The sequence below is a fragment of the Streptomyces sp. NPDC048258 genome, assembly GCF_043201995.1.
In the GTDB taxonomy this organism is placed as follows: domain Bacteria; phylum Actinomycetota; class Actinomycetes; order Streptomycetales; family Streptomycetaceae; genus Streptomyces.
In genome coordinates this window covers 54,523-75,636 of record NZ_JBICZH010000020.1, presented here as the reverse complement: position 1 = coordinate 75,636, position 21,114 = coordinate 54,523, and the positions used below count along the sequence as shown (strand labels likewise).

Here is a 21,114-nt window from a genome sequence, read left to right as displayed (position 1 = left end):
CACCGGGGGCGGCCCTCCGCTGCGCTTGCCGACGACGTCAGGCGAGCGGTCCCGTCACGCCTTCCACCGCGTGGACGAGAGCACCCGTACGGACGAACTCGTCGGCGGCGGCCAGGTCGGGAGCGAGGAAACGATCCGGCCCGGGACCCTGCACACCCGCCGCCCGGGCGGCCGCGATCGCGGCCCGGCTGGCCGGGGCCGGGGTGAGCCCGTGGCGCAGCTCGATGGCGCGGGTCGCCGCGTACAGCTCGATGGCGATGATCCGGGTCAGGTTGTCGACGGCGGTACGGAGCTTGCGCGCGGCCGACCACCCCATGGAGACGTGGTCCTCCTGCATGGCGGAGGAGGGGATCGAGTCGGCGGAGGCCGGCACCGCGAGCCGCTTCATCTCGCTGACCAGGGCGGCCTGCGTGTACTGGGCGATCATCAGCCCGGAGTCCACGCCGGCGTCGTCCGCGAGGAACGGCGGCAGGCCGTGCGAGCGGTTCTTGTCGAGCAGCCGGTCGGTGCGCCGCTCGGCGATGGAGCCGAGGTCGGCGGCCACGATGGCCAGGAAGTCCAGCACGTACGCGACCGGGGCCCCGTGGAAGTTGCCGTTGGACTCCACACGCCCGTCGGGCAGGACCACCGGGTTGTCCACGGCGGCGGCGAGCTCGCGGGAGGCCACCAGGGCGGCGTGCGCCATGGTGTCGCGGCCCGCGCCGGCGACCTGCGGGGCGCAGCGCACGGAGTAGGCGTCCTGGACGCGGGGGGCGGTCTCCTCCTGGTAGTGGCGGACGAGCCCGGAGCCTTCCAGGACGGCGGCCATGTTCGCGGCGGAGGCGCCCTGCCCCGGGTGCGGGCGGATGGCGTGCAGCTCGGGCGCGAGGACCTTCTCCGTACCGAGCAGCGCTTCCAGGGTCAGCGCGGCGGTGATGTCGGCGGAGGTGTAGAGCTTGCCGAGGTCGGCGAGGGCCATGACCAGCATGCCGAGCATGCCGTCGGTGCCGTTGAGGAGGGCGAGGCCCTCCTTCTCGCGGAGCTCGACGGGCTCGATGCCGGCCTCGGCGAGCAGTTCCCCGGCGGGGCGGACGGTGCCGTCCGGGCCCTCCGCGTCGCCCTCGCCCATGAGCGCGAGCGCGCAGTGGGACAGCGGCGCGAGGTCGCCGGAGCAGCCGAGGGAGCCGTACTCGTGGACGACGGGGGTGATCCCGGCGTTGAGCACGTCGGCCATGGTCTGGGCGACGGAGGGCCGTACGCCGGTGTGCCCGGAGGCGACGGTCTTGAGCCGCAGGAACATCAGCGCGCGGACGACCTCGCGCTCGACGCGCGGGCCCATGCCGGCGGCGTGCGAGCGGACGATGTTGCGCTGGAGCTGGGCGCGCAGCTCGGGGCTGATGTGCCGGGAGGCGAGGGCGCCGAATCCGGTGGACACCCCGTAGACGGGCTCGGGCTTGGCGGCGAGCGCGTCGACGATCTCCCGGGCGCGGGCGAGCGCGTCGAGGGCCTCGCCGGACAGCTCGACCCGCGCGTTGCCGCGGGCGACGGCGATGACGTCCTCGGCGGTGGTCCCGGACGTCCCCACCACGACAGTGTGCATATCCATATTCAGCACCCTACGGATTGAATCGCCACATGTCACTAGCCTGCATTGTCACGAGTCAGAACAGCTAGGGACCCTTACCCCCGACCGCGGAAGCGGCGCCGCTCCCCGGGGGCCTCCTGGGCGGCCGCGTCGGCGAGGCGCACCACCGCGGTGTCCCGGCCCGCCACCACCGGCTTCGCCGAGCGGGCGGCCTTCGCCTTGTACTGGGCGGCGTCGGCGAGGCGGAACAGCCGCCGGGAGGACTTCACCAGCCCGATCGGGTCCCCGGTGGAGGCCACCCCGCAGGCCACGCCCTCGCCCAGTTCCAGCTCGGCGGCCCGGGTGCACAGCTCCTCGGTGACCCGCACCACCTCGTCCGCGGTCGGGCCCACCCCGAGCAGGCAGAACTCGTCGCCGCCGAGGCGCGCCACCAGCGCGCCGGGCAGCATCGCCCCGCACAGGCTCAACACCGACCCGAACCGCTCCAGGAGCCGGTCGCCCATGGCGTGGCCCAGGGTGTCGTTGACCTTCTTCAGCCCGTTCAGGTCGCAGACCACGAGGCTGACCACCACCCCGGTCCGCCGGTGCTCCTCCAGGGCCTCGTCGAGCCGCATGTCGACCGCCCGCCGGTTGGCGAGGCCGGTCAGCGGATCGGTGAAGGCGAGGCGCCGGGCCTCGGCCAGCCGCTCGTTCTGCGCGAGCCCGGCGGCGACCACGGCGGCCAGCACGGTCGCGAACTCGGCGTCGTCCTCGTCGAAGTCGGGCAGCCCCTCGTCCCTGGCCACGTACAGCTCGCCCCAGGCCCGGCCGCTGAGCACGATGGGCGCGACGACACAGGTCGCGCGGCCCCGTCGGCGCAGGGCCTCGCCGCGGCGGCCCGGCCGGTTGCCGACGGCGCTCTCGACCCAGGCGTGCGGGCCGCCGCCGCCCGCCCAGCGTTCGTGCAGGAACTCGGTGATCTCGGGAAAGTCGTGGACGGGATAGGACTCGTCCTCGGGGAACTCCTCCTCCCCGGTCCGCCGCTCCCCCTCGTTCACGAGCACCCGCAGGCGCCCCCGTTCGCGTTCCCACGCGGAGATCGCGGCGAAGGAGCCGTCCAGGGCCACCCGCGCCCCCCGCGCGGCCGCCCGCACACTGTCCCGCGGCGCGCACGCCGCGGCCATCGCCTGCGCGAGGCCCACCACGGCTCGCAGCCGCCCGTCGACTCCCATCACCCCAGGTTAGGGAGTTTTGCCCGATTTAGTGATAATTGGCGCGACTTTCGGTGGCAGCAAGATCACCAGGGGTGACGGCGGCACGCCGGCAGCGGCGTCCTCGCCGGGCTACTGCCCGGGCCAGTTCGGCTTGCGCTTCTCGTTGAACGCCGCCACACCCTCGGCCCGGTCGCCCGAGAAGGCCACCGTCCGCCAGGCCGCGTCCTCGATCTCCAGCCCGGCCGCCAGGTCCATCCCGTGCCCCAGCCGCAGCGCCCGCTTGGCGGCACGCAGCCCGACCGGAGAGTTCGCCGCCATCCGCCCGGCGAGGTCCAGGGCCTCGGCCGTGTCCGTGCCGACCGGGACCACCGAGTCCACCAGGCCCAGGGACAGCGCCTCGGCCGCCTCCACCCGGCGCGCCGTGAAGATCAGCTCGGCCGCCCGCGCCGCGCCGACCCGGCGCGGCAGCAGCTGCGTGCCCCCGCCGCCCGGGATCACGCCCACCGACACCTCGGGCAGGCCGACCACCGCGGTCTCGTCGGCGACGATCACATCGCAGGCCAGGGCCAGCTCGAAGCCGCCGCCCAGCGCGAAGCCGTGCACCGCGGCGATCGTCGGCATCGGCAGCTCCAGTACGCCGCCGTACGCCCCCCGCGTGGTCGGCCGCTGCCGCACCAGCTCGGCGTCCGACAGCGAGTTCCGCTCCTTGAGGTCCGCCCCCACACAGAACGCCCGCTCCGCGGCGGAGGAGAGCACGACCACCCGTACGGAAGCGTCCGCGGCCAGGTCGGCGCAGGCCGCCCCGATGGCGCGGGCCATCTGCGTGGACACCGCGTTCATCGCCTTGGGGCGGTCCAGGACCAGCTCCGCGACCCCGCCGTCGTGCCGGCGTACCGTCACGAACTCCGACTCGACTGGCTGTGACTGCACTGGCACAGGACCCTCCCGGTTAACGAACGTTATCCGGGGATCTTAGGGGGTCCCGGGTAGGGCAGGCCAGGCTCGCGGTGTCTGGCACCGCTCCCCGATCCGGCCTGCCCTACCCGGGACCCCCTCGCTTCCTGCGCGTCAAGGACCAGGGCTCCACGACACCCAGCCCGCGCACCGGCCGCTGCCACATCGGCTGGAGCGCGAAGCGGTACCCGCCGCCGCCCTCCTCCGACTCGGCCTCCTTCTCCGACACCGGCGCGGCCCCGGTCCGGCCCAGCTCCTCGGCCATCGCCCCGTCCACCAGCACCGCGTCCTTCGGGGCTATCGACGTCAGCCTGCTCGCCAGATTCACCGTGGTCCCGAAGACGTCGCCCATCCGGGTCGTCACCGTGCCGAAGGCGATCCCGACCCGCAGCTCCGGCATCTGCGGATCGGCCTCCATCGTCTCGATGAGCCGCAGCGCGATCTCCGCCGCCGTCGCCGCGTCGTCGGCGCAGTACAGCACCTCGTCGCCGAGCGTCTTGATCAGCCGGCCGCCGTGCGCGGCCACCAGGTCCGCCGACGTCGTCTCGAAGGACTCGACCAGCTCGCCGAGCTCCTCCTCCTCCAGCCGTCGCGTCAGACGGGTGAAGCCCACCAGGTCGGCGAAGCCCACCGCGAGCCGCCGGTCGACCATCTCCTCGTCGTCCGCCACCTGCACGACGCGCCCGGTGGCGGCGGCAAGCTGGCGCCGCCACACGTAGACGAGGAACTCCTCCAGCTCGGGCAGCAGCAGCTCGACGAGGGGGTACGTGACCTCCGTACGGGTCATCCCCGGCTCCGGCGGCTCCGTCAGCCCCTCCAGGAACGAGTCGATCTGCCACTCCGCGAGGCGCGCCGTGGTCTGCCCGGTGGAGCGCGCCACCTGCACGGCCATCGGCTCGGACAGCAGCCCGGCCTCCACCAGACCCGCGAGCCGGCGCAGCGCCAGTACGTCCGCCTCCGTGAGGGCCTTGGCCTGGCCGATGTCCGCGAAGCCCATGGCCCGCCAGAAGCGGGAGGCGAGCTCCATCGACACGCCGGCGCTGCGGGCGGCCTGGAAGGGGGTGTACCGGCGCTCGGCGCCCAGGATCAGCTGTTCGAGCCTGATCGCGAGGGGGTCCGCCGTCGGCTGGGCCGTGTGGTCCACCTCATGGTGCGGGTGGTGCTGGTCACGCCCGATCGGGGTACCGGGGCCCGTGGGCCCGGGGGCGGACGCGCTGGACGTAGAGTCGTCGACGGTCAAGGGCCGCCTCCTGTCCATTCCGTGCGCACTGCCCTGCCGAACCGGGTGATCACCACGAGTACCGGGATCGCCTAAACCATACGGCAGGTGTGCCGTAGCTCACTCCCCCTCCCCGTTTTCGGCTCGCTCCGCCCGGGTCCCGCCGGCCGTCAGTGCACCGACCGCAGGTGGACGACGTCCCCGGCGCCCACCGCCTCGTGCCGGTCTTCGGCCGTACGGATCACCAGGCGGCCGTCGGTGTCGACCGCTTCGGCCGTTCCGGTGAGCGTGCGGCCCCCGGGGAGCTCCGCGCGGACGTGACGGCCGAGGGTCGCGCAGCCCGCCGCGTAGGTCTCCTGGAGGCCGCTGGACGCGGGGTCGCCGGCGGCCGCGCGCCAGTTCCCGTACCACTGCTCCAGGGAGCGCAGTACGGCCCGCAGCAGCGGGTCCCGGTCGGTCACGGAGGCCTTGGCCAGGGCGAGGGACCCGGCGGCCGGCACCGGCAGCTCGTCCTCCGCCAGGGTGACGTTGAGCCCGATCCCGATCACCACGCCGTCTTCGACCCGCTCGGCGAGGATCCCGCCCGTCTTGCGCTCCTCGCCGTCCACGGTGACCAGCAGGTCGTTGGGCCATTTGAGGGCGGTGTCCACACCGGCCGCCCGCGAGAGCCCGGTCGCGGTGGCCACCCCGGCCAGCAGGGTCAGCCACCCCCACCGCTCCTGCGGCACGGCGTCGCCCGGCTTGAGCAGGACGGAGAAGAACAGCCCGGACCGGGCCGGCGCGACCCAGCTGCGGTCGAGCCGCCCGCGCCCGGCGGTCTGCTCCTCGGCGACGAGCACGGCCCCCTCGGGCAGCTGCGCCGCCCGGGCCGCGAGATCGGAATTGGTCGACCCGGTGGCGTCGACGACCTCCAGGGAGGTCCACAGTCCCCCCTCGGTGACCACGGCCCGCTGAAGGGCGGCGGCGTTCAGGGGCGGCCGGTCCAGGTTCGACCAACGACCGGCGGAAGCTCCAGCTGATGCATCTGATGGCGTCATGCAAGCCAATGTAGGTGTGTCAAACGCCGCACTGCCGAGCGCCATGCCCGCCGATACGCTACGCACCAGTAGCCAGCAGTAGTCAATCAATTGACCAGGCCGTTGACACCACGCAGGGAGCCGCGACCCCGATGTCACAACCGTCAGAGCCGATCGACATGCACACCACCGCGGGCAAGATCGCGGATCTGCAGCGCCGCATCGACGAAGCCACCCACGCCGGATCCTCGCGTGCCGTGGAGAAGCAGCACGCCAAGGGCAAGCTGACGGCGCGTGAGCGGGTGGCCCTGCTGCTGGACGAGGGTTCCTTCGTCGAGCTGGACGAGTTCGCCCGCCACCGCTCCACCAGCTTCGGGCTGGAGAAGACCCGCCCCTACGGCGACGGCGTCGTCACCGGCTACGGCACGGTGGACGGCCGCCCCGTGGCGGTGTTCTCGCAGGACTTCACCGTCTTCGGCGGCGCCCTCGGCGAGGTCTACGGCCAGAAGATCATGAAGGTCATGGACTTCGCGCTGAAGACCGGATGCCCGCTCATCGGCATCAACGACTCCGGCGGCGCCCGCATCCAGGAGGGCGTCAGCGCGCTCGGCATGTACGGCGAGATCTTCCGCCGCAACGTCCACGCCTCCGGGGTGATCCCGCAGATCAGCCTGATCGTCGGGCCCTGCGCGGGCGGCGCGGTCTACTCCCCCGCCATCACCGACTTCACGGTCATGGTCGACCAGACCTCGCACATGTTCATCACCGGCCCGGACGTCATCAAGACGGTCACCGGCGAGGACGTGGGCTTCGAGGAGCTGGGCGGGGCGCGCACGCACAACAGCACGTCCGGAGTCGCGCACCACATGGCGGGCGACGAGAAGGACGCCATCGAGTACGTGAAGTCGCTGCTCGCCTACCTGCCGTCGAACAACCTCTCCGAGCCGCCCGCCTTCCCGGAGGAGGCGGACACCGAGGTCTCCGACGCCGACCGCGAGCTCGACGTACTGATCCCGGACAGCGCGAACCAGCCGTACGACATGCACACCGTGATCGAGCACGTGCTCGACGACGCGGAGTTCCTGGAGACGCAGTCGCTGTTCGCGCCGAACATCCTCACCGGCTTCGGCCGGGTCGAGGGCCACCCGGTGGGCGTCGTCGCCAACCAGCCGATGCAGTTCGCCGGCTGTCTGGACATCGACGCCTCCGAGAAGGCGGCGCGGTTCGTCCGTACGTGCGACGCCTTCAACATCCCGGTGCTGACGTTCGTGGACGTACCGGGCTTCCTGCCGGGCACCGACCAGGAGTACAACGGAATCATCCGGCGCGGCGCGAAGCTGATCTACGCGTACGCCGAGGCCACCGTCCCCCTGATCACCGTCATCACCCGCAAGGCCTTCGGCGGCGCGTACGACGTCATGGGCTCCAAGCACCTCGGCGCGGACCTGAACCTGGCCTGGCCGACGGCGCAGATCGCCGTCATGGGCGCCCAGGGCGCGGTGAACATCCTGCACCGGCGCACGATCGCGGAAGCCTCTCCGGAGGAGGTGGACGAGACCCGGGCGCGCCTGATCACCGAGTACGAGGACGCGCTCCTCAACCCGTACACGGCCGCCGAGCGCGGTTACATCGACGCGGTGACCATGCCGTCCGAGACGCGGACGCACATCGTGAAGGGGCTGCGCCAGCTCCGCACCAAGCGGGAGTCCCTGCCGCCCAAGAAGCACGGCAACATCCCCCTCTAGGAGGTCAGTCCTGTGGTGATCAAGGTCGTCAAGGGAAACCCGACCCCGGAGGAGCTGGCCGCCGCACTGGCGGTGGTCCAAGCGCGCGCGGCGGTGCTGGCCTCGGCACCGTCGGGCGCGCCGCGGGTGGCCGACGAGTGGTCGGCGCCGGCCCGGGTGGCACGGCAGCGGCTGCCGCAGCCGGGCCCGCGGGCGTGGGGCCGTACGTACTGGCCCGGCTAGGCCGCGCGGTCGCGAAGATGATGTGAACGGGGGGTGGCGCCTGAGTACGGGTACTCAGGCGCCACACCTGTCTCCGGGGACAGGATCGGAGCATGCTCTGGTCCGATCCGAAGAACGAGCCGCCGAAGGACATGCGCGACGCGCAGGCGATGGTCCGGCGGCTGACCGTGGTGCTGGCCCTCGCCATGCTCGTCGTGGTCTACGTGCTCGGCGTGGGCCACTTCTAGTGGGCCACTTCTAGGGGACAGGACGCCCCTTGGGGCCGCTGCAGCCAGGGTTCCGCGAAACCACTCCTAGGGGTACCCCGCAGCGCCCCTACGATGGCCACCATGACTGTCGAACCGCGCCCGCTCGTCCTCGCCTCCGCCTCCCCCGCCCGGCTGAACCTGCTGCGGCAGGCCGGGCTCGCCCCGCACGTGATCGTCAGCGGCTTCGACGAGGACGCGCTGGACCACGACGAGCCCGCCGAGCTGGCGCTGGCGCTGGCCGAGGCTAAGGCGGCGGTCGTGGCGGGCCTGGACGAGGCCGCGGGCGCCCTGGTGATCGGCTGCGACTCCGTCCTGGAGCTGGACGGCGAGGCGCTGGGCAAGCCGGCGGACGCCGAGGAGGCCACCGCGCGCTGGAAGGCCATGCGCGGGCGGTCCGGAATCCTGCGGACGGGCCACTGCGTGATCGACACGACGACCGGCCGTCAGGTCTCGGCGACGGCCTCCACGACGGTCCGGTTCGGCGAGCCGACGGACGCCGAGGTCGCCGCGTACGTGGCGAGCGGCGAGCCGCTGCACGTGGCGGGGGCGTTCACCCTGGACGGGCTGTCGGCGCCGTTCATCGAGGGCATCGATGGGGACCACGGCAACGTGATCGGGCTGTCGCTGCCGCTGCTGCGTTCCCTGCTGGGCGAACTGGGTGTATCGATCACGGACTTGTGGGCTTGAGCTCCCCGAACGGCGGCGGCGGGGTGTCCCGCACCTCGCCCCCGGCCCCGTTCCCGGCCTCGGCCGGGGCGGCGTAGAGCATCAGGGTCAGGACGAGGAGACACAGGATCAGGCTCGTCACCGCGAAGGCGCCCCAGCCGACCAGGGCGACGGCGAGGACGCCGAGCACCCCGTGGGTGACGGCGGCGGTGACGAGCACGACGCGGGCGAAGGCGCCGGGGGCCCGGTCGCGGACCGCCGCGACGGCGGCGAGCACGGCGCACAACAGGAGGAAGGCGCCCATGCCCACCCCGAGGCCATAGGTTGCCTTGGACATGACATCCGGATCGCTGCCCGCGATCGACATCGCCTGGTTCGCGGTGGTCTTGCCCAGCACGATGTGGACGAGCACGAGCACGGCCGCTTCCGCGACAAGTACGATCGCGGCCAGTCCGGCCACGAGTCTGCGCAGCACGACGTCCCCACCCCCCACGCGTCACAAGCCTGTTCGACGCCTGGAGGCTACTAACGGGTAAACGTACGGACAAGGGGTCCGGGCCGGTTCGTTACGGGAGGCCCCCGGCGCGGCGATCAAGCAACGAAAACGTGGGCCGTTCGTAGGGACTCGACAAAGAATCACCCGGGGCCGCTGACCGGCAAGACAGAGACCTTGGCTACATGACGGGGTTACTGTGCAGTCGGGGATCCCCCTGACTTGGGGCGCCATAAGGGTTCCCCGGTAGAGCGGGCCTCGAATCACACTCTGTGTGGGCAAGGTCACCACCGGGGAAGGGTCGAAAGGCCGTGTGGACTGTCCCTAAACTCAGCTTGTTTCAAGGAGGGAGCCATCGTGCGCAAGGTGCTCATCGCCAACCGTGGCGAAATCGCTGTCCGCGTTGCTCGGGCCTGCCGGGACGCCGGGATCGCGAGCGTAGCCGTCTACGCCGATCCGGACCGGGACGCTCTGCACGTCCGCGCGGCCGACGAAGCTTTCGCGTTGGGCGGTGACACCCCGGCCGCCAGCTACCTGGACATCTCCAAGGTCCTCCAGGCCGCAGCCGATTCCGGCGCGGACGCCATCCATCCCGGATACGGCTTCCTGTCCGAGAACGCCGACTTCGCGCAGGCCGTCATCGACGCGGGCCTGACCTGGATCGGCCCGCCGCCGCAGGCCATCCGCGATCTGGGTGACAAGGTCGCCGCCCGCCACATCGCCCAGCGCGCCGGTGCGCCGCTGGTCGCCGGTACGCCGGACCCGGTCTCCGGGGCCGACGAGGTCGTCGCCTTCGCCAAGGAGCACGGCCTGCCGATCGCCATCAAGGCGGCCTTCGGCGGTGGCGGCCGCGGCCTCAAGGTCGCCCGCACCCTCGAAGAGGTGCCGGAGCTGTACGACTCCGCCGTCCGCGAGGCCGTCGCGGCCTTCGGCCGCGGCGAGTGCTTCGTCGAGCGCTACCTCGACAAGCCGCGGCACGTCGAGACCCAGTGCCTCGCCGACAGCCACGGCAACGTCGTCGTCGTCTCCACGCGTGACTGCTCGCTGCAGCGCCGCCACCAGAAGCTGGTGGAGGAGGCTCCCGCGCCGTTCCTCTCCGAGGCCCAGAACGCGGAGCTGTACGCCGCCTCGAAGGCGATCCTGAAGGAGGCCGGCTACGTCGGCGCGGGCACCGTCGAGTTCCTCGTCGCCGCCGACGGCCTCATCTCCTTCCTCGAGGTGAACACCCGCCTCCAGGTCGAGCACCCGGTCACCGAAGAGGTGGCCGGCATCGACCTGGTGCGCGAGATGTTCCGCATCGCCGACGGCGAGGAGCTCGGTTACGGGGACCCGGTCCTGCGCGGCCACTCCTTCGAGTTCCGCATCAACGGCGAGGACCCGGGCCGCGGCTTCCTCCCGGCCCCCGGCACGGTGACGAAGTTCGCCGCCCCGTCGGGTCCGGGTGTCCGCCTCGACGCGGGCGTCGAGTCCGGCTCGGTCATCGGCCCGGCCTGGGACTCCCTGCTGGCCAAGCTGATCGTCACCGGCGCCACCCGCGAGCAGGCGCTCCAGCGCGCCGCCCGCGCGCTGGAGGAGTTCGAGATCGAGGGCATGGCCACGGCCATCCCGTTCCACCGCGCCGTCGTCGCCGACCCGGCCTTCGCGCCCGCGGAGGGACCCTTCACGGTCCACACCCGCTGGATCGAGACCGAGTTCGTCAACGAGATCCCGGCGTTCGCGGCTCCGGCCGCGGAGGACACCGAGGACGAGCCGGGCCGCGAGACGGTGGTCGTCGAGGTCGGCGGCAAGCGCCTGGAGGTCTCGCTCCCGTCGTCCCTGGGCATGACCCTGGCCCGTACGGCCGCCGCGGGCGGCGCCAAGCCCAAGCGGCGCGCGGCCAAGAAGTCCGGCCCGGCCGCCTCCGGCGACACCCTCGCCTCCCCGATGCAGGGCACGATCGTCAAGGTCGCGGTCGAGGAGGGCCAGCGCGTCGAGGAGGGCGAGCTGGTCGTCGTCCTTGAGGCGATGAAGATGGAGCAGCCGCTCAACGCGCACCGCTCCGGCACCATCGTCGGCCTCACGGCCGAGGTCGGCGCCTCCCTCACCTCGGGCGCCACGATCTGCGAGATCAAGGACTGACGTCCCGTAGTACGCAAGACGAAGGCGGGGCCGGGAATCCAGCCCCGCCTTCGTTCGTTGAGGCACACCCACCCGGCAGCGCCGGGCACGATCCAGCCCCGCCGGCGTTTGAGGCGCGGGGGTCCCCCGGGACGGAGTCTGAGGGAGGGTCGGCGGAGCCCCGGCAGCCGGCCCGCAGTAACTACCGGCGCCGCATGTCCGCGACCCGCGCCCGCTCCCCGGCCTGCTGCTCCAGCAACGAGGCCGGCGCACTGCGCAGCTGCGCGGTCGGCCCGCCCCGACGCTGCACCGGCAACGGCGAGTCCCGCCGCGGCCGCCGCCCCGCCATGCCGTCCCCACCGGACGCGGCCACCCCACCACCGGCCACGGTGATCTGCACGCCCTGATCGGCCAGCGCCTGGAGCTCCGTGGCGGCCCGGTCGTCGTGCGGCGGCGGCTCGTCCGTCACCAGACGGGTCATCACATCGGTGGGCACGGTCTGGAACATGGTGTCCGTGCCGAGCTTCGTGTGGTCGGCCAGCACCACCACCTCCGCCGCCGCCTGCACCAGCGCCCGGTCCACGCTCGCGGAGAGCATGTTGGACGTGGACAGCCCGCGCTCGGCGGTCAGGCCGCTCCCCGAGAGGAAGGCCCGGGACACCCGCAGCCCCTGCAGGGACTGCTCGGCACCGCTGCCCACGAGGGCGTAGTTGGACCCCCGCAGGGTCCCGCCGGTCATGACCACCTCCACCCGGTTCGCGTGCGCCAGCGCCTGCGCGACCAGCAGCGAGTTGGTGACGACGGTCAGTCCGGGCACCCGGGCGAGCCGGCGGGCCAGCTCCTGGGTCGTGGTGCCCGCGCCGACGACGACGGCCTCGCCTTCTTCGACGAGGCCGGCCGCGACATCGGCAATGGCGGTCTTCTCCGCCGTCGCGAGATGGGACTTTTGCGGAAAGCCGGACTCCCGCGTGAAACCGCCCGGCAAGACCGCACCGCCGTGTCGGCGGTCGAGGAGTCCTTCTGCCTCCAGTGCCCGCACGTCCCGCCGTACGGTCACTTCGGAGGTCTGGACGACGCGGGCGAGCTCCCGGAGCGATACCGCTCCGTTGGCCCGCACCATTTCGAGGATCAATTGGCGACGTTCTGCAGCGAACACGAAACTGACAGTAACCCCAACGACCGTCTGCTTTCAGCTCCTTGCACCGGAATACCGAAGTTGTCCATACGGCGGGGCGACTAGTGGTATACGCGGTCGGATCGTTGTGTGAACGACCGGCCGCGAGGCGGCGCCCCGCCCCAAACTCCTTACGGCACGCGGCGGTTACGCCTCTCCGGCGGCCTTCCGCGTGTGCAGCTGCCGCGCCACCTCGGCGATCGAACCCGACAGCGAGGGGTACACGGTGAACGCGTTTGCGATCTGCTCGACCGTCAGATTGTTGTCGACCGCGATCGAGATGGGGTGGATCAGCTCGCTCGCACGCGGGGAGACGACCACACCGCCCACCACGATCCCGGTGCCCGGGCGGCAGAACAGCTTCACGAAGCCGTCCCGGATGCCCTGCATCTTGGCGCGCGGGTTGCGCAGCAGCGGGAGCTTCACCACGCGGGCGTCGATCTTGCCGGAGTCCACGTCGGCCTGGGTGTAGCCGACGGTGGCGATCTCCGGGTCGGTGAAGACGTTCGAGGACACCGTCTTCAGGTTCAGCGGGGCCACCGCGTCGCCGAGGAAGTGGTACATCGCGATGCGGCCCTGCATCGCCGCGACGGACGCGAGGGCGAAGACGCCGGTGACGTCGCCGGCCGCGTAGACGCCGGGCGAGGAGGTACGCGACACCTTGTCGGTCCAGATGTGCCCGGACTCCTTGAGCCGGACCCCGGACTCCTCCAGGTTCATCCCCGTGGTGTTCGGCACCGCGCCGACCGCCATCAGGCAGTGCGTGCCGCTCAGCACCCGGCCGTCGGCGAGGGTGACCTCGACCCGGTCGCCCACCCGTTTGGCGGACTCGGCGCGCGAACGGCCGATGACGTTCATGCCGCGGCGCCGGAACACGTCCTCCAGGACGGCGGCCGCGTCCGGGTCCTCGCCCGGCAGCACGCGGTCACGGGAGGAGACCAGCGTCACCCGGGAGCCCAGCGCCTGGTACGCACCGGCGAACTCGGCGCCGGTCACACCGGAGCCGACCACGATGAGCTCCTCGGGGAGCTCGTCCAGGTCGTAGACCTGGGTCCAGTTCAGGATCCGCTCGCCGTCGGGCATGGCGTCCGGGATCTCGCGGGGGTGCCCGCCGGTCGCGATGAGCACGGCGTCCGCGGTCAGGATCGTCTCGGTGCCGTCGGCGGCCGTGACGATGACGTCCCGGGTGCCGTCGATGCCCTGCGGGCCGCCGAGCTTGCCGCGGCCCCGTACGACGCGGGCGCCGGCCCGGGTCACGGAGGCGGTGATGTCATGCGACTGGGCGAGCGCCAGGCGCTTGACGCGCCGGTTCACCTTGCCGAGGTCCACGCCGACGACGCGCGCGGCCTGCTCGATGTGCGGGGTGTCGTCCGCGACGACGATGCCGAGCTCCTCGTACGAGGAATCGAAGGTCGTCATGACCTCGGCGGTCGCGATGAGAGTCTTGGAAGGTACGCAGTCGGTCAGGACCGAGGCCCCGCCCAGGCCGTCGCAGTCCACGACGGTCACCTCAGCGCCGAGCTGGGCCCCTACCAGGGCCGCCTCGTACCCGCCGGGTCCGCCGCCGATGATCACGATCCGGGTCACGAAAAGTCCGCCTCACGTCTACCCGGCCGGCTGCCGCCCCGGCCGGTGTTCCGGGGGGTCTCCCCGGGGGATGCATTCCGTGCCCCATTGTCCCGCACGCTTCAAGGTGCTTCGCGCCCGGTCCCTCCATCCGGTACGGCGGCCCGCGCACGGCCGGGAGAGCGGCCCGGGCCGCCCCTCCCGTACCCTCGACCTCATGTCGCTCTACGCCGCGTACGCCGGCAACCTCGACCCGCGGCTGATGACGCGCCGCGCTCCCCATTCGCCGCTGCGCGGAACGGGCTGGATCAACGACTGGCGGCTGACCTTCGGCGGCGAGCAGATGGGCTGGGAGGGCGCGCTCGCCACGATCGTCGAAGCCCCGCGCCACCAGGTATTCGTCGCCCTGTACGACATCGCGCCGCTGGACGAGGACTCGATGGACCGCTGGGAGGGCGTCGGGCTCGACATCTACCGCCGGATGCGGGTGCGCGTGCACACGCTGGACGGCGAGGAGGCGGCCTGGGTGTACGTCCTCAACGGCTACGAGGGCGGCCTGCCCTCGGCCCGCTACCTGGGCGAGATCGCCGACGCGGCCGAATCCGCGGGCGCCCCGCACGACTACGTGATGGAAATCCGCAAGCGTCCCTGCTGAGCCGCGCTCCCCGCCGGGCCCCGCCGGGCCCCGCCGAGCCCTCCGGGGACGATTAGGCGGAAACGACAAGGCAACGATCCGAACACCGTGAGCTGTGCCATCTACGCGCGTAGGCAATGAGCGGCTACGCTCTTCTGCGTGAACGCATCTGTTACCGACCCCTTCGCCGACGCCACAGCCGCAGCCGCCCGCCTGCGCGAGCTGACCGGCGCGGAAACCCACGATGTCGCCCTCGTCATGGGCTCCGGCTGGGCCCCCGCCGCAGAGGCGCTCGGCGCCCCCGAGGCCGAGTTCCCGGTCACCGAGCTGCCCGGCTTCCCGCCGCCCGCCGTCGAGGGCCACGGCGGCAAGATCCGCTCGTACAAGATCGGCGACAAGCGCGCGCTGCTCTTCCTCGGCCGGACCCACTACTACGAGGGCCGCGGCGTCGCCGCCGTCGCCCACGGCGTGCGCACCGCCGTCGCCGCCGGCTGCAAGACCGTCGTCCTCACCAACGGCTGCGGCGGCCTGCGCGAGGGCATGAAGCCCGGCCAGCCCGTGCTGATCAGCGACCACCTCAACCTGACGGCCACCTCGCCGATCGTCGGCGCGAACTTCGTGGACCTCACCGACCTGTACTCGCCGCGCCTGCGCGCGATGTGCAAGGAGATCGACGAGACCCTCGAAGAGGGCGTCTACGTGCAGTTCCCCGGCCCGCACTACGAGACCCCGGCCGAGATCAACATGATCCGCGTCATGGGCGCCGACCTGGTCGGCATGTCCACCGTGCTGGAGGCCATCGCCGCCCGCGAGGCCGGCGCCGAGGTGCTCGGCATCTCCCTGGTCACCAACCTGGCGGCGGGCATCTCCGGCGAGCCGCTGAACCACGAAGAGGTGCTCCAGGCCGGCCGTGATTCGGCCGCGCGCATGGGCAAGCTGCTGACCCAGGTCCTCGCCCGCATCTGATCGACGTACGAGAGCTAAGGCGGAAGTAGTGCAGGAACAGGCACAGGACGAGCTGATCACCCGGGCCCAGGCCTGGCTGGCGGAGGACCCGGACCCGGAGACGGCGGACGAACTCGCCAAGCTCATCGAGGCCGGCGACACCGCGGACCTCGCGGACCGCTTCTCCGGCACGCTCCAGTTCGGCACCGCCGGACTGCGCGGCGAGCTGGGCGCGGGCCCGATGCGGATGAACCGTGCCGTGGTCATCCGGGCCGCGGCGGGCCTCGCGGCCTACCTGAAGGCCCAGGGCCACACCGGCGGCCTGGTCGTCGTCGGCTACGACGCGCGCTACAAGTCCGCGGACTTCGCCCGCGACACCGCGGCCGTGATGACCGGCGCCGGGCTGCGCGCGGCCGTCCTGCCCCGCCCGCTGCCGACGCCTGTCCTCGCGTACGCCATAAGGCACCTGGGTGCCGTCGCCGGCGTCGAGGTGACCGCGAGCCACAACCCGCCCCGGGACAACGGCTACAAGGTCTACCTCGGCGACGGCTCGCAGATCGTCTCCCCGGCGGACGCCGAGATCGCGGCGGAGATCGCCGCGATCGGGGCCCTGTCGGACGTACCCCGCCCGACGGACGGCTGGCTGCAGCTCGACGAGGAGGTCCTGGAGGCCTACCTGACCCGTACGGACTCCGTCCTGACCCCCGGGTCCCCCCGGGGCGTGCGGACCGTCTACACGGCCATGCATGGCGTCGGCAAGGAGGTCGTCATGGCGGCCTTCGCCCGGCACGGCTTCCCGGAGCCGGTCCTGGTGGCCGAGCAGGCCGAGCCGGACCCGGCCTTCCCGACGGTGGCGTTCCCCAACCCGGAGGAGCCGGGTGCGATGGACCTGGCCTTCGCGAAGGCGGCCGAGGCCGGCCCGGACATCGTGATCGCCAACGACCCGGACGCGGACCGCTGCGCGGTGGCCGTCCCGGACGATTCCGCCGCCTCCGGCTGGCGGATGCTGCGCGGCGACGAGGTCGGCGCGCTGCTGGCGGCCCACCTGGTGCACAAGGGCGCGCGCGGGACCTTCGCGGAGTCGATCGTCTCCTCCTCCCTCCTCGGGCGGATCGCGGAAGCCGCGGGTCTGCCGTACGAGGAGACCCTGACCGGCTTCAAGTGGATCGCCCGCGTCGAGGGCCTGCGCTACGGGTACGAGGAGGCGCTCGGCTACTGCGTGGACCCCGAGGGCGTCCGCGACAAGGACGGCGTCACCGCCGCCCTGCTGGTGGCGGAGCTGGCCTCGGAGCTCAAGGAGCAGGGCCGCACCCTGACCGACCTGCTGGACGACCTGGCGATGGCCCACGGCCTCCACGCCACCGACCAGCTGTCGGTCCGCGTCTCGGACCTGTCGGTCATCGCCTCGGCGATGGCGCAGCTCCGGGCGGAGCCCCCGGCCTCCCTCGCGGGCCTGCGGGTCGTCTCGGCGGAGGACCTGAACCAGGGCACGGAGTCCCTCCCGCCCACGGACGGCCTGCGCTACTACCTGGACGGCGCCTACAAGGCCCGCGTGATCGTCCGTCCGTCGGGCACGGAGCCGAAGCTGAAGTGCTACCTGGAGGTCGTGGTCCCGGTCCCCGAGGCCTCGGACCTCCCCCCGGCCCGCACCCGCGCCCAGGAAATCCTGGACGCGATCAAGAAGGACCTGGCCGCGGCGGCCGGCATCTAGCCTGCCCCGCCCGGTGACGGCCCCCCGAGCTCCGGCCCCGGGGGGCCGTCACCGTACCCGGGACGTGACCCGGCCACCCGGCGCGATCGACCGGGTGGCAGCGCTCTATTCGTCGCGCGGCTTCCAGGCGCCGGCCTGGTTCATCGCGGTCATGGTTCCCCAGATCCAGCCGATCAGGGCAACGGTCAGGGCGGCTGCGCCGCAGGCGAGGACGGTCTGATCGGGGATGAGTCCCTGCCCGCCCGTGGTCTGGGGCAGCGCGATCCACACGCCGACCACGCTGCCGGCGATACCGGCGATCAGGAGGGGAAGGAACAGCGCGAAGGCGCCGATCACCCAGTGTGTGGAGCGGTTGCCCGCGAGGACCGTCAAGGGGGCGAGGGCACGGCCCTGACGGAGGAATTCGGCCAGGCCCGAGAGCAGCGCGGCGACGGCGAGGCAGCCGATGCCGAGCATGCCGAAGAGCGTCAACCAGTCTCCTTGGAGCTTGTTGACCATGGCTCCCGCAAGCCACTGGGCGCCGATCGTTCCGACCTCTGCGCCCTGGGGGAACGCCTGGTGGGCCAGGCGGGCCACTTGCGGCTCGGAGAGGTCGGAGCCGTCGCGGGAGAGCAGCAGGGACGTGGCGGTGTCACCGCCGGTACGTGAGCGTGGGTCGGCGGTTTCGACGTACAGGCGGGCGGTGCCGACGAGCGCCTGGATGCGGGGATCGGTGGGCCGCTCGGTGAGGAGGGTCTTCGTCTTTGGGCATTCGATGTGGACCACGGTCAGGCTGGTGCAGGTGCCCACCAGCGTCAGGCTCTGGTCCTCCGGGTTTCGCTCGGCCCCCAGGTGCACCATCGTCGCGGGCAGGGCTTCGAAGAACCCGGTGACGGTGCCGGGGTCGGCCGCGCGCGGAGTGACGACCAGTGCCGAGGAACCGATGCGATCCGCGGTTGCCTGCGCGGCCCTGGCCGGCTCTCCGACCTGGCCCTGCCAGGCGGCCACCTGCATCACCACCACGATGGCCACGGCCACGCCGCTCGTCATGCGGGCAATGGGCCCGGGATGGGTGGCCATGCGGCGTCCGGCCACCAGAGCGCCGGGCATGCCACGGCGCCGGGCGGTCGCGGCCAACGCCCGTCCGATGGCCATCGTGGCCATCGCGACAGCGGCGGGAAGGGTCGCCACACAGCCCGCTACGCCGACCCAGTTCGTCAGGACGTACGGCGTCGTTCCGGGCTCGAAGAGATCGGGTCCGCGAACGGCGAGCAGCAGCATCAACGGGAACGACATCGCCCAGCGCCTGACGGACCGGGGGGCGGGCCGTAGCCGTGTGCCGCCATCCCGTGGCCGGTCAACGGGCTTGTCCCTGTTGGTGACCAGCAGAACGGTCACGGTGACGGTCACGGCAGCCAGGACCGCCGCCGCCCATGCCCACCAGTGTGCGCGCAGGTCGGACGCGACCAGAACGTGCCCGGTCCAGGGGAGCGTGACGTCCGTCAGGGACGCCGCGACGGCGACGGCGGTCGCCGTCAGCGCACCCGCGGTCACCGGAATCAGTGCTTCGCCGAAGGTGACCAGGGCCCGATGGCGGGGGGTACCGCCCAAGGCCGTGATCAGGGCGATCCGACGGTCCCTGTGGTGAGATCCGGTACGGACGGCCACGACCAGCAGTGTGGCCGCAGGGACGACCAGGAGGCCGGTGATCATCCCGACGAACAGCCACAGGGGTTTGTCATAGTCCGTCTGGCCTACGGCGAAGTAGACGGGGCCGGTCGTGGGGCCGAAGCCGAGAATGGGCCGGACCGTATCACCGGCCGTCAGCGGCTTCGGGGGAACGACGTACGCGAACAGCTCGTCCGGGGACTGGAGCCCCTCGTCACCGATCGTTCCCACGACGGTGCCGTAGCGGCGCGTGATGTCGAAGTCCTCGGGTTGGGCCAGCAGTGCCGGTGACAGCACTGCCTCGCCGGGCGACGGCCAAGCTGCCAGACCAGGCGGCAGCGGAGCGTCCGGGGCGAGCGGGGTGAGGAACACCGTCGGGTAGGGCCGACCGCCGGGAAGACGATCGCCCTTTACGGCCCAGAGCGCTTTCCCTGGCACGCCGGTATCCACGTACTCGGCGAAAACCGGGCCCCGATCGAGCCCACGCTCACGTTGCCCGGCATAGGTGATGAGAGCCGTCACCAGCGCGACGAGCGCCACGGCGAGAACGAGCGTGGCCGCGTAGACGGCGACGAACCGCGTCCGTCCGGCTTCGCCGCGGCGTGAGGCAACCATCCCCAGCCCCAGCAGACGGGCCGTGGGGACGTTCCTGCGACTCATGCCCCGCCCCGCTCGAACGCCGGGGCCGACGCGGCGACCGCGTCACACAGAACCCCGTCTTTGAGAACAAGCGTGCGGTCCGCCCGCATCGCCACGACGGGGTCATGGGTGACGACCAACAGGCCGCACCCCCGCTCGGCCGACAGGGCGAACAGTGCGTCCGCCACCGTTTCCCGGGCGGCTTCGTCGAGTGCGCCGGTGGGTTCGTCCGCCAGGATCAGACTCGGCGAGTTGATCATCGACCGGGCCACGGCGGTCCGTTGACGCTCGCCGCCCGACAGCTCCGCACTGGTCTCGGCGTCGGGGACACCGAAGCGCTCCAACAGCTCCCGCGCTCGCGCGTAGGCGTCATCGGAGGCAGCCCCGGCCAGCAAGGCCGGCAAGGCCACGTTGTCGGCGGGGGACAGTTCCGGCAACAGCTCCCCGAACTGGAAGACCATCCCGATGTGCCCGGCCCGGTGTGCGGCCAAGGCGGCGCCCTTCAGCCCCGCCAAGTCCACACCCGCCACCTCGACGTGCCCCTGGCGTGGCCTGATCAGGCCCAACGCACAGGACAGCAAGGTCGACTTGCCCGATCCGCTCGGTCCCATCACGACCACCGACTCCCCGGCCGCGACGGTAAGGCTCAGACCTTGGAACAGCGCCCGCCCCGGGTACTCGTGCCTCAGATCCCGCATGCGCAAAACGTCGGCTGCTGCACCCATGGTGCCTTCCCTTCAGCTCGCCGGAACTCTCTCGTGCCGGCGGTACTCGTGTCCGGAACGGTGACGGAACTGAACGAACCCGTCGAGCCGGGATGAAGCACCGGCCGCCCACGTGATCCCGGTCAGGGTCGAATACGGAGCGTGGGGGACTGCACAAGAAACCGTTCCAGCATCAACTGACAGAAAACTGCGTGGGGCGGAACGCCGAAGTGCGTCCGCCCCACGCAGTTCAAGCAATTCGGGATTACCTGTAGCTCCAGCCCGCGCAGGCGTCCGGAACGAAGTCCTCCTCGTCACAGGCCCGGAGCTTGTTCACCGAATTGGTGAGCGACGGACCGTACTTGACCGTGCCACCGCCGGTGGTGTTACGGACCTCGCGCCGGAAGGCGTCGACCCCGTAGTAGTACTCCGCGTACGCCTCGTCACCATCCGCGCTGCGGTCGCGGACTGCGACCTGCTCGTTGGTTCCGTAGCTCCAGGCATCGGTCTCGTCCGTCGCGGACCACATGTCGGTGGCCATCGCAGGCGTCGACGCGAATACCGCGAACGCGGTGACTCCGATCGCGGCTGCCTTCTTGAAGCGATTCATGCCCACCCCTTGATTCTCGTTGATTTCAGCCATGCGACCTCGGCGCCGAATGATGCGCAATCAGAGT

The 21,114-nt window shown here is 71.8% G+C and carries 19 protein-coding genes; 8 read left to right on the top strand and 11 right to left on the bottom strand.

The genetic code is table 11. From position 1 onward, the window contains the following. Nucleotides 1-37: 37 nt before the first annotated feature. From hutH to ACGFYQ_RS33360, 5 genes are all read right to left on the bottom strand, one after another. Nucleotides 38-1,579: a histidine ammonia-lyase gene (hutH, locus tag ACGFYQ_RS33380; protein WP_393749981.1), complete on the bottom strand. Its 1,542-nt coding sequence runs from the start codon at nt 1,577-1,579 to the stop codon at nt 38-40. Between the two features lie 80 nt (nt 1,580-1,659). Further along, on the bottom strand, nt 1,660-2,775 hold the full coding sequence (locus ACGFYQ_RS33375) for a diguanylate cyclase domain-containing protein (RefSeq protein ID WP_393749924.1): 1,116 nt from the start codon (nt 2,773-2,775) through the stop codon (nt 1,660-1,662). Between the two features lie 111 nt (nt 2,776-2,886). Beyond that, nucleotides 2,887-3,687, bottom strand: coding sequence for an enoyl-CoA hydratase/isomerase family protein (locus ACGFYQ_RS33370; protein ID WP_393749980.1), 801 nt, complete (start codon nt 3,685-3,687; stop codon nt 2,887-2,889). A 109-nt stretch (nt 3,688-3,796) separates the two neighbouring features. Beyond that, the gene (locus tag ACGFYQ_RS33365) at nt 3,797-4,951 is read right to left on the bottom strand and encodes an adenylate/guanylate cyclase domain-containing protein (protein ID WP_393749923.1); all 1,155 of its coding nucleotides are present in this window, start codon (nt 4,949-4,951) and stop codon (nt 3,797-3,799) included. Between the two features lie 149 nt (nt 4,952-5,100). Further along, nucleotides 5,101-5,967 carry a biotin--[acetyl-CoA-carboxylase] ligase gene (locus tag ACGFYQ_RS33360; protein WP_393749922.1) on the bottom strand — a complete coding sequence of 289 codons (867 nt, stop codon included), beginning with the start codon at nt 5,965-5,967 and terminating at the stop codon, nt 5,101-5,103. Between the two features lie 131 nt (nt 5,968-6,098). Here ACGFYQ_RS33360 and ACGFYQ_RS33355 point away from each other — a divergent pair, with 131 nt between their 5' ends. From ACGFYQ_RS33355 to ACGFYQ_RS33340, 4 genes are all read left to right on the top strand, one after another. Further along, complete coding sequence (locus tag ACGFYQ_RS33355) at nt 6,099-7,691, top strand: acyl-CoA carboxylase subunit beta (protein WP_393749921.1); 1,593 nt, start codon at nt 6,099-6,101, stop codon at nt 7,689-7,691. A gap of 12 nt (nt 7,692-7,703) precedes the next feature. Next, nucleotides 7,704-7,913: an acyl-CoA carboxylase epsilon subunit gene (locus ACGFYQ_RS33350; RefSeq protein ID WP_393749920.1), complete on the top strand. Its 210-nt coding sequence runs from the start codon at nt 7,704-7,706 to the stop codon at nt 7,911-7,913. Nucleotides 7,914-8,005: 92 nt separating this feature from the next. Continuing rightward, nucleotides 8,006-8,140, top strand: coding sequence for a morphogenic membrane protein MmpB (mmpB, locus tag ACGFYQ_RS33345; protein ID WP_393749919.1), 135 nt, complete (start codon nt 8,006-8,008; stop codon nt 8,138-8,140). A 93-nt stretch (nt 8,141-8,233) separates the two neighbouring features. After that, a complete protein-coding gene (locus ACGFYQ_RS33340) occupies nt 8,234-8,848 on the top strand; it encodes a nucleoside triphosphate pyrophosphatase (RefSeq protein WP_393749918.1) in 615 nt (204 codons plus the stop codon). Here ACGFYQ_RS33340 and ACGFYQ_RS33335 read toward each other — a convergent pair. Then, the gene (locus ACGFYQ_RS33335; protein WP_393749917.1) at nt 8,829-9,302 is read right to left on the bottom strand and encodes a hypothetical protein; all 474 of its coding nucleotides are present in this window, start codon (nt 9,300-9,302) and stop codon (nt 8,829-8,831) included. The genes ACGFYQ_RS33340 and ACGFYQ_RS33335 overlap by 20 nt on opposite strands. 375 nt (nt 9,303-9,677) lie before the next feature. Here ACGFYQ_RS33335 and ACGFYQ_RS33330 point away from each other — a divergent pair, with 375 nt between their 5' ends. Continuing rightward, entirely contained in the window at nt 9,678-11,438 is a 1,761-nt protein-coding gene (locus ACGFYQ_RS33330; protein WP_393749916.1) for an acetyl/propionyl/methylcrotonyl-CoA carboxylase subunit alpha, read from the top strand. Nucleotides 11,439-11,619: 181 nt separating this feature from the next. On the opposite strand, the gene ACGFYQ_RS33325 is transcribed toward ACGFYQ_RS33330, so the two are convergent. After that, a complete protein-coding gene (locus tag ACGFYQ_RS33325; RefSeq protein WP_393749915.1) occupies nt 11,620-12,573 on the bottom strand; it encodes a DeoR/GlpR family DNA-binding transcription regulator in 954 nt (317 codons plus the stop codon). 165 nt (nt 12,574-12,738) lie between these two features. Continuing rightward, complete coding sequence (locus tag ACGFYQ_RS33320) at nt 12,739-14,178, bottom strand: NAD(P)H-quinone dehydrogenase (RefSeq protein WP_393749914.1); 1,440 nt, start codon at nt 14,176-14,178, stop codon at nt 12,739-12,741. Between the two features lie 196 nt (nt 14,179-14,374). Here ACGFYQ_RS33320 and ACGFYQ_RS33315 point away from each other — a divergent pair, with 196 nt between their 5' ends. The 3 genes from ACGFYQ_RS33315 to ACGFYQ_RS33305 all read left to right on the top strand — a co-directional run bounded on the left by ACGFYQ_RS33315 (nt 14,375) and on the right by ACGFYQ_RS33305 (nt 17,447). After that, complete coding sequence (locus ACGFYQ_RS33315; RefSeq protein ID WP_030012228.1) at nt 14,375-14,812, top strand: gamma-glutamylcyclotransferase; 438 nt, start codon at nt 14,375-14,377, stop codon at nt 14,810-14,812. A gap of 138 nt (nt 14,813-14,950) precedes the next feature. Beyond that, complete coding sequence (locus ACGFYQ_RS33310; protein WP_266949447.1) at nt 14,951-15,757, top strand: purine-nucleoside phosphorylase; 807 nt, start codon at nt 14,951-14,953, stop codon at nt 15,755-15,757. 28 nt (nt 15,758-15,785) lie between these two features. Further along, nucleotides 15,786-17,447: a phospho-sugar mutase gene (locus ACGFYQ_RS33305; RefSeq protein WP_393749913.1), complete on the top strand. Its 1,662-nt coding sequence runs from the start codon at nt 15,786-15,788 to the stop codon at nt 17,445-17,447. A gap of 105 nt (nt 17,448-17,552) precedes the next feature. Here ACGFYQ_RS33305 and ACGFYQ_RS33300 read toward each other — a convergent pair whose 3' ends face one another. From ACGFYQ_RS33300 to ACGFYQ_RS33290, 3 genes are all read right to left on the bottom strand, one after another. Then, on the bottom strand, nt 17,553-19,754 hold the full coding sequence (locus ACGFYQ_RS33300; protein ID WP_393749912.1) for an FtsX-like permease family protein: 2,202 nt from the start codon (nt 19,752-19,754) through the stop codon (nt 17,553-17,555). After that, the gene (locus ACGFYQ_RS33295) at nt 19,751-20,458 is read right to left on the bottom strand and encodes an ABC transporter ATP-binding protein (RefSeq protein WP_393749911.1); all 708 of its coding nucleotides are present in this window, start codon (nt 20,456-20,458) and stop codon (nt 19,751-19,753) included. The genes ACGFYQ_RS33300 and ACGFYQ_RS33295 overlap by 4 nt, the downstream gene beginning before the upstream one ends. 244 nt (nt 20,459-20,702) lie before the next feature. After that, nucleotides 20,703-21,047 carry a hypothetical protein gene (locus ACGFYQ_RS33290; RefSeq protein WP_393749910.1) on the bottom strand — a complete coding sequence of 115 codons (345 nt, stop codon included), beginning with the start codon at nt 21,045-21,047 and terminating at the stop codon, nt 20,703-20,705. Between the last annotated feature and the right edge of the window lie 67 nt (nt 21,048-21,114).

Bases quoted from the DNA above. Each gene is read 5' to 3' on its own strand.
- hutH (WP_393749981.1), bottom strand. From the start codon at position 1,579: ATGCACACTGTCGTGGTGGGGACGTCCGGGACCACCGCCGAGGACGTC.
- ACGFYQ_RS33375 (WP_393749924.1), bottom strand. From the start codon at position 2,775: ATGGGAGTCGACGGGCGGCTGCGAGCCGTGGTGGGCCTCGCGCAGGCG.
- ACGFYQ_RS33360 (WP_393749922.1), bottom strand. From the start codon at position 5,967: ATGACGCCATCAGATGCATCAGCTGGAGCTTCCGCCGGTCGTTGGTCG.
- ACGFYQ_RS33355 (WP_393749921.1), top strand. From the start codon at position 6,099: ATGTCACAACCGTCAGAGCCGATCGACATGCACACCACCGCGGGCAAG.
- mmpB (WP_393749919.1), top strand. From the start codon at position 8,006: ATGCTCTGGTCCGATCCGAAGAACGAGCCGCCGAAGGACATGCGCGAC.
- ACGFYQ_RS33340 (WP_393749918.1), top strand. From the start codon at position 8,234: ATGGCCACCATGACTGTCGAACCGCGCCCGCTCGTCCTCGCCTCCGCC.
- ACGFYQ_RS33315 (WP_030012228.1), top strand. From the start codon at position 14,375: ATGTCGCTCTACGCCGCGTACGCCGGCAACCTCGACCCGCGGCTGATG.
- ACGFYQ_RS33300 (WP_393749912.1), bottom strand. From the start codon at position 19,754: ATGAGTCGCAGGAACGTCCCCACGGCCCGTCTGCTGGGGCTGGGGATG.
- ACGFYQ_RS33295 (WP_393749911.1), bottom strand. From the start codon at position 20,458: ATGGGTGCAGCAGCCGACGTTTTGCGCATGCGGGATCTGAGGCACGAG.
- ACGFYQ_RS33290 (WP_393749910.1), bottom strand. From the start codon at position 21,047: ATGAATCGCTTCAAGAAGGCAGCCGCGATCGGAGTCACCGCGTTCGCG.